9 protein-coding genes are annotated in these 15,424 nt (G+C 63.9%); all 9 read right to left on the reverse strand.

Features of this window, described 5'->3' with window-relative positions; translation table 11 throughout:
* Positions 1 to 102: 102 nt before the first annotated feature.
* The 9 genes from rpoB to RCO31_RS02025 all read right to left on the reverse strand — a co-directional run bounded on the left by rpoB (position 103) and on the right by RCO31_RS02025 (position 14,639).
* The gene (gene rpoB, locus RCO31_RS01985; protein ID WP_308966511.1) at positions 103 to 4,215 is read right to left on the reverse strand and encodes a DNA-directed RNA polymerase subunit beta; all 4,113 of its coding nucleotides are present in this window, start codon (positions 4,213 to 4,215) and stop codon (positions 103 to 105) included.
* Between the two features lie 579 nt (positions 4,216 to 4,794).
* Positions 4,795 to 5,175, reverse strand: a complete 381-nt coding sequence (rplL, locus tag RCO31_RS01990) for a 50S ribosomal protein L7/L12 (RefSeq protein ID WP_308966512.1) — start codon at positions 5,173 to 5,175, stop codon at positions 4,795 to 4,797.
* Between the two features lie 52 nt (positions 5,176 to 5,227).
* Complete coding sequence (gene rplJ, locus RCO31_RS01995) at positions 5,228 to 5,746, reverse strand: 50S ribosomal protein L10 (protein ID WP_308966513.1); 519 nt, start codon at positions 5,744 to 5,746, stop codon at positions 5,228 to 5,230.
* Positions 5,747 to 6,347: 601 nt separating this feature from the next.
* The gene (rplA, locus tag RCO31_RS02000; RefSeq protein ID WP_308966515.1) at positions 6,348 to 7,040 is read right to left on the reverse strand and encodes a 50S ribosomal protein L1; all 693 of its coding nucleotides are present in this window, start codon (positions 7,038 to 7,040) and stop codon (positions 6,348 to 6,350) included.
* A 6-nt stretch (positions 7,041 to 7,046) separates the two neighbouring features.
* Positions 7,047 to 7,475, reverse strand: a complete 429-nt coding sequence (gene rplK / locus RCO31_RS02005; protein WP_308966516.1) for a 50S ribosomal protein L11 — start codon at positions 7,473 to 7,475, stop codon at positions 7,047 to 7,049.
* Positions 7,476 to 7,637: 162 nt separating this feature from the next.
* On the reverse strand, positions 7,638 to 8,168 hold the full coding sequence (gene nusG, locus RCO31_RS02010) for a transcription termination/antitermination protein NusG (RefSeq protein ID WP_308966517.1): 531 nt from the start codon (positions 8,166 to 8,168) through the stop codon (positions 7,638 to 7,640).
* 19 nt (positions 8,169 to 8,187) lie between these two features.
* On the reverse strand, positions 8,188 to 8,379 hold the full coding sequence (gene secE / locus RCO31_RS02015; protein WP_308966518.1) for a preprotein translocase subunit SecE: 192 nt from the start codon (positions 8,377 to 8,379) through the stop codon (positions 8,188 to 8,190).
* 263 nt (positions 8,380 to 8,642) lie between these two features.
* Entirely contained in the window at positions 8,643 to 10,217 is a 1,575-nt protein-coding gene (locus RCO31_RS02020; protein ID WP_308966520.1) for an adenylate/guanylate cyclase domain-containing protein, read from the reverse strand.
* 1,071 nt (positions 10,218 to 11,288) lie between these two features.
* The gene (locus tag RCO31_RS02025; protein ID WP_308966521.1) at positions 11,289 to 14,639 is read right to left on the reverse strand and encodes an autotransporter domain-containing protein; all 3,351 of its coding nucleotides are present in this window, start codon (positions 14,637 to 14,639) and stop codon (positions 11,289 to 11,291) included.
* Positions 14,640 to 15,424: the final 785 nt, after the last annotated feature.

A 15,424-nucleotide genomic window follows, 5' to 3' on the forward strand; every position in this document is an offset into this window, starting at 1 on the left:
CATCCTTGATCGCCGCCATGGCCGGGCTACCCCGGCCATCCTGCTTGGAGGAGCATCAGCTCCCAAAGCGGGGTACGCGGGACGGGCCCGCGTACGACAAATTTATTCCGCCGCCTCCTGCGTCGGGCCCTGCTTCGAATTGTGCAGGTCGACGTTGAGACCGAGCGAGCGCATTTCCTTGACCAGCACGTTGAACGATTCCGGAATACCGGCCTCGAACGTGTCGTCGCCGCGCACGATTGCCTCATACACCTTGGTGCGGCCGGCGACGTCGTCCGACTTCACCGTCAGCATTTCCTGCAAGGTGTAGGCTGCGCCGTACGCCTCGAGCGCCCAGACCTCCATTTCGCCGAAGCGCTGGCCGCCGAACTGCGCCTTGCCGCCCAATGGCTGCTGGGTGACCAGCGAGTACGGACCGATCGAGCGCGCATGGATCTTGTCGTCGACGAGATGGTGCAGCTTCAGCATGTAGATGTAGCCGACCGTCACGTTGCGATCGAACGGATCGCCGGTGCGGCCGTCATACACCACCGACTGACCCGAGGCGTCGAGGCCGGCCATCTTCAGCATCTCCTCGATGTCGCCCTCCTTGGCGCCGTCGAACACGGGGGTTGCGATCGGCACGCCGTGGCTGAGGTTACGGCCGAGCTCGACCAGTTCACCCTCGCCGAGCGACTTGATCGTCTCGTCTTCGCCATAGACCTTCTTCAGCGTTTCCTTCAGCGGCTTGACGTCCTGCTTGGAGTAGTAAGCGTCAACCGCCTGCGCGATGCGCCGGCCGAGGCCCGCGCATGCCCACCCGAGATGCGTCTCCAGAATCTGGCCGACGTTCATTCGGCTCGGCACGCCGAGCGGATTGAGCACGATGTCGGCATGCGTTCCGTCCTCGAGGAACGGCATGTCTTCCACCGGCACGATCTTCGACACGACACCCTTGTTGCCATGGCGGCCAGCCATCTTGTCGCCTGGCTGGATCTTGCGCTTCACCGCGACGAAGACCTTGACCATCTTCATCACGCCAGGCGGCAGCTCGTCGCCGCGCTGCAGCTTCTCGACCTTGTCGAGGAAGCGCTGCTCAAGCCCCTTCTTCGACTCGTCGTACTGTTTCCGCATGGCCTCGATCTCGGCCATCAGCTTGTCGTTCGGCGAGGCGAACATCCACCACTGCGACTTCGGATACTCGTCGAGCACCGCGCGGGTGATCTTGGTGTCCTTCTTGAAACCCTTCGGACCGGCAATACCCTGACGGCCGTCGAGCAGTTCGCCGAGACGGTTGTACACGTTGCGGTCGAGGATCGCCTGCTCGTCGTCACGGTCCTTGGCGAGACGCTCGATCTCCTCGCGCTCGATCGCCAGCGCACGCTCGTCCTTGTCGACGCCGTGGCGATTGAATACGCGCACTTCGACGATCGTGCCCTGCACGCCCGGCGGCACGCGCAACGAGGTGTCGCGCACGTCGGAGGCCTTTTCGCCGAAGATCGCGCGCAGCAGCTTCTCTTCCGGCGTCATCGGGCTCTCGCCCTTCGGCGTGATCTTGCCGCAGAGGATGTCGCCGGCGCGCACTTCGGCGCCGATGTAGACGATGCCCGCCTCGTCGAGGTTCTTCAGCGCTTCTTCCGACACGTTCGGAATGTCGCGCGTGATTTCCTCAGGCCCGAGCTTGGTGTCGCGTGCCATCACCTCGAATTCCTCGATGTGGATGGACGTGAACACGTCGTCCTTGACGATGCGCTCGGACAACAGGATCGAGTCCTCGAAGTTGTAGCCGTTCCACGGCATGAACGCGACCAGCACGTTGCGGCCGAGCGCGAGTTCGCCGAGATCGGTCGACGGACCATCGGCGATGATGTCGCCCTTCTTGACGACGTCACCGACCTTCACCAGCGGACGCTGGTTGATACAGGTCGACTGGTTCGAGCGCTGGTACTTCATCAGCCGATAGATATCGACGCCCGACTTGGTCGGATCGAGGTCGTCGGTGGCGCGGATGACGACGCGGGTCGCATCGATCTGATCGACAACGCCCGAGCGACGCGCAGCGATCGCAGCACCCGAGTCGCGAGCGACCACGCCTTCCATGCCGGTCCCGACGAACGGCGCTTCCGCACGCACCAGCGGTACCGCCTGGCGCTGCATGTTCGAGCCCATCAGCGCGCGGTTCGCGTCGTCGTTCTCGAGGAACGGGATCAAGGCCGCGGCGACCGAAACGAGCTGCTTCGGCGACACGTCCATGTAGTCGACCTTGTCCGGCGTCACCTGCAGCACGTCGCCGGCATGACGCGCGACGACAAGCTCGTCGGTGAAGCGGCCGCGGCTGTCGAGCGGCACGTTCGCCTGCGCGACATAGTAACGGCCCTCTTCCATCGCCGAGAGGTAGACCACCTCGTCGGTCACCTTACCGTCCTTCACCTTGCGGTACGGGGTCTCGACGAAGCCGTACTTGTTCACGCGCGCATAGGTCGCGAGCGAGTTGATCAGGCCGATGTTCGGACCTTCCGGCGTCTCGATCGGGCAGATGCGGCCGTAGTGCGTCGGATGCACGTCGCGTACCTCGAAGCCCGCCCGCTCGCGCGTCAGGCCGCCCGGTCCAAGTGCCGAGAGACGGCGCTTGTGGGTGATCTCCGACAACGGATTGGTCTGGTCCATGAACTGCGACAGCTGCGAGGAGCCGAAGAACTCGCGCACTGCGGCAGCCGCCGGCTTCGCGTTGATCAGGTCCTGCGGCATCACCGTGTCGATATCGACCGACGACATGCGCTCCTTGATCGCGCGCTCCATGCGCAGCAGGCCGATGCGGTACTGGTTCTCCATCAGCTCGCCGACCGAGCGCACCCGACGGTTGCCGAGGTGGTCGATGTCGTCGATCTCGCCCTTGCCGTCGCGCAGGTCGACCAGCGTCTTGATGACGGCCAGGATGTCTTCCTTGCGCAGCGTACGGTGCGTATCCGGAGCGTCCAGGTCGAGACGCATGTTCATCTTGACGCGACCGACCGCGGACAGGTCGTACCGCTCCGGGTCGAAGAACAGCGACTGGAACATGTTCTGCGCCGACTCCAGCGTCGGCGGCTCGCCCGGGCGCATCACGCGGTAGATGTCGAACAGCGCGTCTTCGCGCGTCATGTTCTTGTCCGCCGAAAGCGTGTTGCGGATGTACGGGCCGATGTTGACGTGATCGATGTCGAGCAGCGGCAGATCCTTGTAGCCCAGCTCGACGAGCGCCTTGATCGACTTCTCGGTGAGCTCCTCGCCGGCTTCGGCGTGGATTTCACCGGTCTTCGGATTCACGAGGTCCTCGGCGAGATACATGCCGACGAGCTCGGCATCCGACAGCCGCAGCGCCTTCAGGCCCTTCTCCTGCAGCTGGCGCGCCGCGCGCACGGTGAGCTTCTTGCCGGCCTCGAGCACGACCTTGCCGGTGTCGGCGTCGACCAGATCGTTGATGGTCGAATAGCCGCGGAAACGGGTCGCGTCGAACGGCACGCGCCAGCCGTCCTTGGCGCGCTTGTGAATGATCTTCTTGTAGAAGGTCGACAGGATGTCCTCGGCGTCGAGGCCGAGCGCAAACATCAGCGACGTCACAGGAATCTTGCGCCGGCGGTCGATACGCGCAAACACGATGTCCTTGGCGTCGAACTCGATGTCGAGCCACGAGCCGCGATACGGGATCACCCGCGCGGCAAACAGCAGCTTGCCCGACGAATGGGTCTTGCCCTTATCGTGATCGAAGAACACGCCCGGCGAACGATGCATCTGCGAGACGATCACGCGCTCGGTGCCGTTGACGATGAAGGTGCCGTTCATGGTCATGAGCGGGATATCGCCCATGTACACGTCCTGCTCCTTGATGTCCTTGACGGAGCGGGCGCCCGTCTCCTCATCGATATCGAACACGATCAGCCGCAGCGTCACCTTCAGCGGCGCAGCGAAATTCATCCCGCGCTGGCGGCACTCGTCGACGTCATACTTCGGCGCCTCGAATTCGTAGCGAACGAATTCGAGCATCGAGGTGTTTGAGAAATCCGAAATCGGAAAGACCGACTTGAAGACGGCCTGGAGGCCCTCATCCAGTCGCCCGCCCGCCGGCTCTTGGACCATCAAGAACTGGTCGTACGATGCCTTCTGAACCTCGATGAGGTTCGGCATCTCAGCGACTTCCTTGATTTGTCCGAAGAACTTGCGAACACGCTTGCGACCGGTGAACGTTTGTTGCGCCATTGTGTCCTCTCATCATCGCCGCCTGCCGGAGCGGCCCGTCCGAAGCGCGGCTCACGCCGCCTCCGGGTCAAAAAATCGAAGTGGTTCCGAGCCCCGAAATCCGCGCCCTCAGGAAATTTTTCCTGACCTCACCGGTTCCAAATCCAGAACGCAAAAGAACGCGCTGGGCGCGACCCTGCGCCCCGCACGTTCCAAATCTGCCTTCACGGACTAAAAAAGCCCGAAATGACCTGTCTCCCAACGACCCGCGCGAAATCTAGCTGATTCTCGTGTCGCGAACCGTTCTGTCTGCTGCCGCCCTGATATAGGACGGCGATCGTGGCGATTCGAGGGGCAAGCCCATAAATCTCCACACATTTCTGTGTCCCGGACAAGCCCGTTCGGGCTGTCCGACGGCCCCGGCCGCCGATCGATCGCCGGGAAATCGCAGTTCCCATAACCAGACCCCGCCAGCCACCGCCCGGGGTCCCACACCTGCCGCGTCGTGGCCGGAACTCAGCCCGGCCAGTCGCGTCTTGAGTTGCGGCGCTCCCGGGGAGCCATGCGCCGGCCCCCGAGATCTGCCGAAACGGCCTGTGTTTACTTCAGCTCGACCTTGGCGCCAGCCTTCTCGAGCTGGGCCTTGAGCTTCTCGGCCTCGTCCTTGGCAACGCCTTCCTTGACGGGCTTCGGCGCGCCCTCGACCAGATCCTTGGCCTCCTTCAGGCCGAGACCAGTGATCGCACGGACCTCCTTGATGACCTCGATCTTCTTGTCGCCGGCGGCGGCAAGCACGACCGTGAACTCGGTCTTCTCCTCAGCCGGAGCGGCGGCGCCACCGCCGGCACCCGGAGCCGCAGCAACCGCAACCGCCGCGGCGGCCGAAACGCCCCACTTCTCCTCGAGGAGCTTCGCGAGCTCTGCCGCCTCGAGCACCGTGAGGCTCGACAGATCATCAACAATCTTCTGCAAGTCAGCCATTTGTCTTCGTTCCTTGGATAGTTCGAACCAGTTGAGTTAAGCGAAGAGCGCGTTACGCCGCTTCGCCCTTTGAGGCATGAGCCTGGATGACGCGTGCGAGCTTGCCCGCAGGCGCATTGGTGAGCTGAGCGAGCTTGGTTGCCGGCGCCACGATCAGGCCGACGAGCTTGCCGCGCAGTTCGTCCAGCGACGGCAGCGAGGCAAGCGCCTTCACACCGTTCGTGTCCAGGACGGTTTTACCCATCGAACCGCCGAGAATGACGAACTGCTCGTTCGTCTTGGCGAATTCGACGGCAACCTTCGGCGCCGCTACCGGATCTTTCGAAGTGGCGATCACGGTCGGCCCCTTCAGAAGGGAACCGATGGCAACGACGTCCGTGCCTTCAAGAGCAATTTTGGCGAGACGGTTCTTCGAGACCTTCACCGCGGCACCCGCCTGCTTCATCTGCATGCGCAGCTTCTGCATTTGGGCGACGCTCAGGCCCGAATAGTGAGCAACGATCGCGACGCCGGTGTCCTTGAAGACAACGTTCAGATCTTCGATCGCCTGTTTTTTTGCCGCTCGTTCCACAGCAAGCTCTCTCCGGTTGGCGATCTTGCGGGATACGCTCGATCACCGGGTTTCACCCGCCGCCCTGCCATGATCCAGGTTGCCCTGGGATGGTCCGGCGGCCTTTTCAGGAAGCCTGCCCTTCCGCCAGCGAAGGTCGCTGCGGGATGTCGAGGTTCGAACCATCAATGCGGCCCGCATGTGCGAACCAGAAATCCGGTCTTCACCCGTCTGTGCAGGCCATGCGATTAAGCCGTTGTCAGAACTTGCGTTCAGCCGCGGGCGCCTGCAGTCTCGGACAGGATGGAACCGCCTGGCGAACCAGACGATCCCAGCGGTTCCGGTCAACAGATTGGCTGCCTCCCCGATCAATCCAAGCGGATTTTCGCCGAGGAATGGCCTCCAGTTCAAAATTGTCCGAAAGCGCAAGGGCGCACTGGCCAGAGGCCGGTACGCCCGGTGGCGGGTGTTTAGTCGCTCGCGGCCGAGTTGCCAAGGGGAAAGTTCAGGAAAAGCCCTCACCCCGAAGCGAGACCGATGCCCGACGATAGCCCCACAAAGAAAGGCGGAGCGGGTTTCCCCGCTCCGCTCTGATTGCTCAAATGACGAATGCCGGTCTGGATCAGCTCGTCAGGCTGGACGGATCGATCTTCACGCCCGGCCCCTGGGTCGAGGAGACCGCCACGCGCTGCACGTAGGTGCCCTTCGATCCCGCCGGCTTCGCCTTGATCACCGCATCAGCGAGCGCCTTCACGTTCTCCACCAGCTTGTCTTCGTCGAATGACGCCTTACCGATGCCGGCCTGCACAATACCGGCCTTCTCGACCCGGAACTCGACCGAACCGCCCTTGGCGCCCTTGACGGCGTTGGTGACGTCCATCGTCACCGTGCCGATCTTCGGGTTCGGCATCATGCCGCGCGGGCCGAGCACCTTACCGAGGCGACCGACCAGCGGCATCATGTCGGGGGTGGCAATGCAGCGATCGAACTCGATCGTGCCGCCCTGCACCTTCTCGACCAGGTCTTCCGCGCCGACCACGTCGGCGCCGGCGGCCTTCGCCTCATCCGCCTTCGCGCCGCGCGCGAACACGCCGACCCGCAGGGTGCGGCCCGTGCCGTTCGGCAAGGTGACCACGCCGCGCACCATCTGGTCCGCATGGCGCGGATCGACGCCGAGATTCATCGACACCTCGATGGTCTCGTCGAACTTCGCCTTGGCGCGCTCCTTGATCAGCTTGATCGCTTCCGCGATCGGATAGAGCTTTTCGCGGTTCACGCCGTCATAGGCCTTCGTCAAACGCTTACCCGTTGCCATGATCCGTTACCCCGCAACGTCCAGACCCATCGAGCGGGCCGAGCCCTCGACCATCTTCATGGCCGCTTCGATGGTGTCGCAATTCAGGTCCTTCATCTTCTTTTCGGCGATCTCGCGCACCTGCGCTTTCGTCACCTGGCCGGCCTTGTCGCGGCCCGGCGTCTTCGAGCCGGACTGGATCTTCGCCGCCTGCTTCAAGAAGTAGGACATCGGCGGCGTACGCATCTCGAAGGTGAAGGAGCGATCCTGGTAGATGGTGATGACCACCGGGATCGGCGTGTTCTTCTCTTCCTTCTGCGTCTGCGCGTTGAACGCCTTGCAGAATTCCATGATGTTGAGGCCGCGCTGACCGAGCGCGGGGCCGATCGGGGGCGACGGATTCGCCGCGCCCGCCGGCACCTGAAGCTTCAGGTATCCGGTTACTTTTTTTGCCATGCTGTCTCTTCCTCAAGTGGGCGCGGACCATTCCGTGCCTTCCAAGGACCGTGGTGCGGCTCAAGAGCGGCTGGCGACCACCCCCTCACCTTCCACGGCTTCTTCGGAGATTTCTCTCCGCACGTCATAGCCGAGGCCTTCCCTCGACCGTGACGAGACCTCTTAAACCTTCTCGACCTGACCGAACTCGAGTTCGACAGGCGTTGCGCGGCCGAAAATCGACACTGCGACCTTCACGCGCGAGCGGGCTTCGTCGATTTCCTCCACGACGCCGGAGAACGACGCGAACGGACCGTCGGCCACCCGCACGTTCTCGCCGATCTCGAACGAAACCGACGGCTTTGGCCGCTCCACGCCCTCCTGCACCTGGTGCAGGATGCGCATCGCCTCAGCCTCTGAAATCGGCATCGGCTTGTTATCGGCGCCAAGGAAACCCGTCACCTTCGGCGTGTTCTTGATCAGGTGAAACGCCTCGTCGGTCAGGTTCATCTTCACCAGCACATAGCCGGGAAAGAACTTCCGCTCGGTATCGACCTTGCGGCCCCGGCGGACTTCCGTGACCTTTTCAGTCGGAACCAGGATCTGTTCGAACAGCTCCTCCACGCCACGTTGCTTGGCCTGCTCGCGGATGGATTCGGCGACCTTCTTCTCGAAGTTCGAATAGGCGTGAACGATGTACCAGCGCATGCTCATGATTAAGAGATCCGATAGCCTACGCTTTGATGCCGAGGATGAAGGTAACGACGAGCCGGATGACCTGATCGGCCGCAAGGAAGAAGATCGACGACACGGCCACCATGATGAAGACCATCACCGTGGTGATCATGGTTTCCTTGCGTGTAGGCCAAGTGACCTTGGAGGCCTCGGCCCGCACTTCCTGCAGGAATTTGAACGGGTTCGCCATCGCTCTTGATACGTTCCTTGGACGAATTCGCTGGACAAGCAGGAATCCGGATAAGCCCCCTCGTGCCCAACCCCAGGATTTGAGGATGAGGCCGGCAAGCGGGCCTGATTTGGGAAATTCAGTGCCGTTTCGGAAGTCCGTCAGCCGGGCCGATCACGGGTGCCGCTTCGTACTGCGCCGCAGGCGAAACGTCAAGTTCCTGAACCGTTCCCGGACCGTCCCCCCGGGGACGGTGATCCATTCCCACCCCTGCAGCCAGCACGTCAGGCCGGTTTTGCCGGTCTCTGCTCGAGCACCGCCATCGCCTGGCTGAGCATCACCTTGATCCGGTCGATCTCGTTCACATTGATCGCGGCCGGATCGAGGTAGAAGCTGAGGCCGGCCGTTTCCTCGCTCAAGACCTGCGACTCCCCGCCCTCGGCCTCGAACAGGCGCTCCACCACATAAGGAATCACCTCCCGGCTGATGCCCTTCATCGTGATCGATGCCAATGGACGCGCGGTGATGAGCCTTTTCACCAAGGCATAGGTCTCGTAGCTCAAGACGATGCGACCGGCTTCCGCTACCGACTGCAGCCGCGCGGCAAGGTTCGCTTCGGCACCGATGATCGTATAGTCCATGCGGTCGGCGCTGCCGAAATTTCCGACATTGCAGTAGCCCGAATTGATGCCCATGCGGGCCTGGAACGGCTGCTCGATGCCGTGATTGCGCCAGTTGACGTTCAGCTCACGCAAGCGCTGCTGCATCTCCCATGCCATACGCAGGCACGCTTCGGCATCGCCGACCTCGCCGCGACTCTCGGGATCGCCAAAGAAGATCAGCATGGCATCGCCAATGAACTTGTCGATCGTTCCACCATGCTTCGTCGCGATCGCCGACATTTCGGTGAAATACTCATTGAGCAGAAGCGTCACCTGTTCGGGTTGCAAACGCTCCGTTGTCGCAGTGAAGTTCTGGATGTCGGAGAAGAAGATCGTCAGCTTCTTGCGCTCGGTGTGGATCGCAACATCCTTCTGGCCGCTGAAGATGCTCTTGTAGACCTGCGGGGAAATGTATCGCGAGATCTTCATGGAAAGGCTGGCGAGGAAATCATTCGCCGATTCGAGCTCCTGGTTCATCCGCCGGATCACACGCCCCTGCCGCTGCTGCAACAGGAGGAACGACACCCCGCAGATCGTCGCAATGGCGAAGTAGGCGAGCAGAAACTTGAACGAGAAAAGATTGGCGGCGATCGGCTGGGTGATCGTGACCTCCTGGATTCCGCGCACGTCGCCGACTTTCCAGTCGCGTTTTTGGCTTTCGGGATGGCTGTTGTGGCAGGACACGCACGCCGCTCCCATGATCACCGGCGCAACCAGCCGAACACTGTCGCTCAACAACGACCATGACGACTCGACCAGCCGCTGGTCGGAATTCTCGCGCAGGCTCGCCAGCGCACGCTTCTCGAAGTCGTCCAGCACGTGCGGCGTGCGGTTGGCGAACGGAACATCGGACACGAAGCGGTATTGGATGTTCTGCTGCTGCTCGCTGATGACTTGCCCAAGTTCGAGCGAAAGCGTGGCGGGGATCGGAATGGCGCCGAGAACCGCTTCGTAGTTGTGGACTACCTGGGTCGAGCCCGGATTTGCCAGCACGCGGCCGACGACATTCGTCGAGTAGTAGCCGCGAACGCTGGAGATCACGGAGTTGAGGTCAGCGGCTTGGCGTCTGAGAGAGGTCTCGGCCAGATGGGTCAGGTCCAGCCAGACTGCAACGGGCAATGCAGCCAGCAGCGCGGCAATCGCGCCTGCGATCAACAGGCTGCGGCCACGCAGCCTGGCTGAGTGATCATTTGCCATGGTGATGCTTCCTCTTTCGTTCCCGGCCGGCAGAACCAGAGGATGCCCGGCAGACGGGACCTGCGGCCGCCAAAAAGGCTGCCTTGGCAGGCTTGCCGATCAGATAACCGAGTGGAACTCACCGCAAGCAAAATCAACGCCCCGCTTTCGCCCCTGGGCTACGGTGCGGCAAGCTCGGGCAGCGCCCCTTATTCAATTGTCAAACAGCATGCGGCCTGTAGCCCGGATGAGCGAAGCGACATCCGGGTGATATCTGTCGCAGAGTCAGCTCCCGGGTGTCGCTTCGCTCACCCGGGCTACGGACCCGGCTTCGCCCTACAGGCTACGCCGGGCACGCGTGCATCATCGCCCCCCTGTTCTTGTCCGGCCTGAGGCTTGCCGGTCGTCTTGTGCTTTCCTTCGGCCCGAAAGGGCTGTGCGGAACGCAAGGGCGTTTCACCGCGCCCGCGGCGCCATGTGCTCTTGGCAAGCACATGGCAGCCGTGTGCCTTTGGGAAGCACACGGCGGCCGTATGCCTTTTGGGGCACACGGCAAGCCACGGAGGAGGCTCAACGCCTGCGCTCCGCACGCGATGGTTCTTTTCACGGCTTGCTGCATGCCCCCGGGCCTCGCCACTTTCGCTGGCTTCGCCCGGTTCGTGCGAACTGTCGCCCGGGCATGCACTTGGACCGTCCGTCCGTCGTACCGGCGTCTTTCCTTCAGGCATCACACGGATTTCTCCGGCGCTTTCCAAAGGCCCGGCATCGTAACGGCCACCGCATCCCGCTCCGCATCGATAAGACGACCGCGACGCGCCCTTCCGTTGGAGCGGGACGGGAGGAGGATATTGCGGATAGGAATGAAGGCAAGAACAATTTCGGAAAAAAGAGAATTCGCTGTGAACATCCTGTGCAGATCGTCTCACTCGTCATTGCGAGCGGAGCGAAGCAATCCAGTCTGCGGTTGCGGCAATCGCCGCGCTGCTTCGCGGCTCGCAATGACGAGTTGCGCTGCTTGGCGCCGAAATCCGGCGAGCAAAGAACAATTGAACAAGGCTTGTTTGAATGGGCTTGCCCGTCGCTCCCCGCTTCTCAGAACCTCCAGGTGAACTGTCCCTTGATGGCGTGGTCCTCGGTGCTGCTGGCGAGCTGGCCGAGATAGGAGACGCCGAGCGTCATCTGTGGCGTGATGTTTAGGTCGAGCCCGGCTTCGACCAGCGCGCTGTCGCGCGCCAGCGGCACGCCGCTGATGCTGAAGCCCACGCCCGGGTTCTGCAAAAACGCCAGCACCGCCTCCGGCGTCACGTCGTTGAACGCATGCTGCCAGGCAAACGACGCCCGCGGCGTCAGCGCCGCGCCGTTCACCAGCGCAAACGTCGTCGCAAACCGTGCGCCCAGCGTCGAGTAGCCGACCTCCTCGGTAATGCTTGAGCCCCTGAGCGCGGCGACGCCATCACCCTCGGTGAAGCTGTTGGTCTTCACATGCACCCAGGCCAGCCCCGCGAACGGTTCGACCGCAAGCCGTCCGAGGTTGACCCCGTAGCCAAGCTCGCCGAACACCTGTCCGGTGCCGCCGCTGTAGTCGGCGGTGGCACGATCGACAAAGCCCGGGAACATGATCCGGCGACGGGTGTCGATCTCGTGATGCGCATAGGCCGCGCCGCCGCGCAAATTCCAGGCGCCGAAGCTGCCGCCGCCGTAGAGTGCGACGTGGCCGCTGTCGACCGTGGCGCGGCTGGCGCGATCACCGATGTTGACGTCGGATTGCGAATAGCCGGCCGCAAAGCCGACGCGCCAGCGATCCGCCAGACCGTTGCCCGCCAGATCGCCATCGAGTCCGACCAGCGCGCCGCCGAGGCTGCGCTTGACGCTCGCGGCATTGCCGTCGCCGTCGAAAGTACCCCAGGCGCCAAAACCCTGCGTCCAGAATGTGAGGCCGGACGAACGCGGCGGCGGTGCACCGGGTGGCGGCGCCTTCGCCGGCAAGTCCGCCGCGTACGCCTCCTGCGGCGAGGGCTGATAGGCCAGCGCCGGCCCGCCGATCCCGAGCGCCGCCAGTGGTCCGCCTGCGCCCGCATAGGGCGCTTGCCGCAGCCGGCCGAGCACGGCGCTGCGCACATAGCGGCTGTCGTTGACGAGCACGCCGCCTACGCTCGCATGCACCTCGCCTGAGAGCGCATCGAAGGCGCGCCGTGCGTCCGCGGCGGTGGCTTGATTGAACACGGCGGCCCCCAGCGTGCTGTTAACGCCGCCGACCTGCAACGCATCGGCGACGGCGTGCTGATTGGGCGTCCGCGCGGCCGAATTGAACGGAAGCGCTGTCAGCGTCAGGAAAACGTTGTTGGTGTCGTTGCTGAGTGTCGGATCGAGGAAAACGGAGCTGACACTCACCGACAGCGTCTCGGTCCCGCTTACGCCTCCGTCAGCTCTGAGAATTGCGTAGGTGGTGGGGGTGTAGACACCGGGCGCGGCCACGACCCGCACGGTGCCGCCGAGCGTTGCCGTGCCGGTGACGTTGGTGCTGTCGGCGGCGGCGGGCGACACCTCGACCAGGTAGGTCGCCGCGGTCGAGAGCGCGAGATTGCCCTGCACATTGATCGTGCCGATTGAATTGCCCGGCGACAGCGTGCCGCCGTCGATCGTAGTCGCGGGCAGAGTGCCGCTGCCGCCGACGAGGCCACCGCCATTGACCGTGAGACGACTCGACGAAGAAATCGAGCCGTTCACGATCAGCGCGCCGCCGTTGACGGTCATGTCGCCGGTATGGATGGCGGTGCCGGTCAGCGTCCAGGTGCTTCCGCCGCTCTTCTCGAAATGCTCGAATCCCCGATGCTGCCCTGTGTCGCCAACCTGGCTGATGTCGAAGGCACCATCCACCTCGCCGCCCAGCGCCAGGGTGTCGCTGCTGCCGCCAACGGCGTTCACTGCGCCCTGGATGTTGGAGCCCTGCCGCAGTTCGAGCCGGTTGTTGCCGCCGGCGAAGGTGATGGCGTCGCCACCGCCGCCGCCGATAATCGTGCCGCTGTTGATCAGGGTGCCACCATTGACAAAGACGGCGGGGCCGGCGGGGCCGCTGTCGCCGCCGTGGCCGTTGTTGATCGTGCCGTGATTGATCTTGCTAGCACCATTGCTGAGCGACACGCCGGCGCCGCCGGCGCCGCCGCCGTTGCCGATGCCGCCGTTGCCGCCGTTGATCGTGCCGTAATTGGTCAGAGTGGCGCCACTGCCGGAGAGCGAGACGCCGTTGCCGCCGGTGCCGCCGCCCCAGCCGCCGGTGCCGCCGGTGATCGTGCCGTGATTGGTCAGAGTGGTGCTACTGCCGGAGAGCGAGACGCCGGTGCCGCCGGTGCCGCTGGGGCCGAACTTGTTGTTGCTGCCGTAGCGACCGCCGGGGCCGCCGGGGCCACCGGTGCCGCCGGTGATCTTGCCGTAATTGGTAATACTGGCGCCATTAGCCGAGTAGACCCCGGCCCCGCCACCTCCGCCCGTGCCACCGATTGCGGGACTCGAGCCGGACGGGGCGAACCCCGTGCCGCCGTAGCCGCCGCTGCCGCCGGTAATAGTTGAGGAGGCGCCGACCGTCACTTGGCTGATCCCGGTGAGCATGAGGCCGGTGCCGCCAGTGCCCCCCTCACCGGCGTAGCCCCCGGTGGGGACAGCCGGATCGCCGCCGTTGCCGCCGTTGCCGCCGGTGCCGCCTTGGAGGTTGACGCCGATCGTACCGAGCGAACCTGAACCCGTGACGACTGCGCCAAAGCCACCGGCGCCGCCACCACCGCCGCCACCGCCGTCATGGAAGTGCTCGCTGCTGCCGTCGCCGCCGCGCCCGCCGTTGCCGCCCGTCCCGCTAGAGGTCGGCAGCGTAGACCCGGAGGGGCCGGTCACAAAAAAGTGCCCCCCACCGCCACCGCCGCCGCCACCACCGCCGTCGTTGCCCTTGCCGCCGTCGAGGCCGGTGCCGCCGGTGCCGCCGGTGGGGCTGTAGACGCCCCAGCCGCCCTTGCCGTAACCGCTGCTTTCGCCGCTGTCGTTGCCGCCGTTGCCGCCGAAGCCGTAGAAGCCGCTGCCGCCACCACCACCGCCGCCGCCGGTGGTGCCTACACCACCGGCGGCGGGTTTGTCCGTGGGCTTGTCGGACGCGCCTTGGCCGCCGGTGCCGCTGCCGCCGTTGGCGCCGCCATTGCCGCCCCTCGCAAAGACGGGCGGCGCGGCGACCAGCAGAGTCCCCACCAGCGCCACGGCAACCAGCGCCGTCGTGCCGATGAGCACCCGCCTCAGCCGGCGGATGCGAACGGAAGGATCGTGCGAGATTTTTGCCGGCCGCGCCCGCCGAACGGCGCCGTCGAAGCGCCCATGCGTGGAGGCGATCAAAGCATCCGGCCTGACCGGCGGCATCTGATGACGTTGCGCCTGATGAAAGAGCCTGTCGACGGTCCGCCGCATATGCTTGCCACTTCTTATTGGTGAGGAAGTTCTCGAAGGCGGGCGCCAACGACCGTCGGATTGGGCGTGATGTCGTCGAGGACGACGTCGTCAATCGGGCGTGTGGCTCCGACCCAACTGGGCTGCACTTGTGCGCTCGCGGGTGCGGTGATCATTGTCGCTGTGAGCGCGATTGCCCTGGCTCGGCTGTTCGATGGCGCGAGGCGGCGCTTCCGTAGAATCGTCATTGGCCCCCCAATGTTGCGATTGGCGTCGTCCAGAATCACAGCTGATTCACGCTAGTGGCGTCAGCGCATGGGGACGATTGGCGAGAAACGAACAGGTGGAGCGAGAAACGAACTCGACGGGAGTTTTCCACCGACTGTTGTAAAATTGACGAGGCGATTTTATAACGGCGCGTCGACGTCATCGCGCAATGCTGCAATCGATCTCGCGATGTTGCGACCCGTCGGTTGACCAGAAATCCTGAACCTCGGCTAATCGCTATCTGTCTCGTTGGCGCTAGCGCCGGACAGAGAGTGGTCGACCAGGACGCCGCCGCACCTGTTCACGAGGTCGTCGTCAAGGACGATCTCGATCTTCTCAAGATGCCTGTGGTCACGCATCATGAAAGGGATGCGGGCCTCCTCCGTGCCGAAACAACGCATGCCGACGCCGCTATATGACCCGCACGCCGCGCAGATTGCGCCTGGCATCGGTCCAGAAGGGGTCGTTCTCGACGCGACGGATCACGTCCGGCGGCAGGATCATCTGCCGCTCGACGCATCCTGTTGATGAAGGAATTC

The sequence above is a fragment of the Bradyrhizobium sp. LHD-71 genome (assembly GCF_031157255.1).
GTDB lineage: Bacteria > Pseudomonadota > Alphaproteobacteria > Rhizobiales > Xanthobacteraceae > P52-10.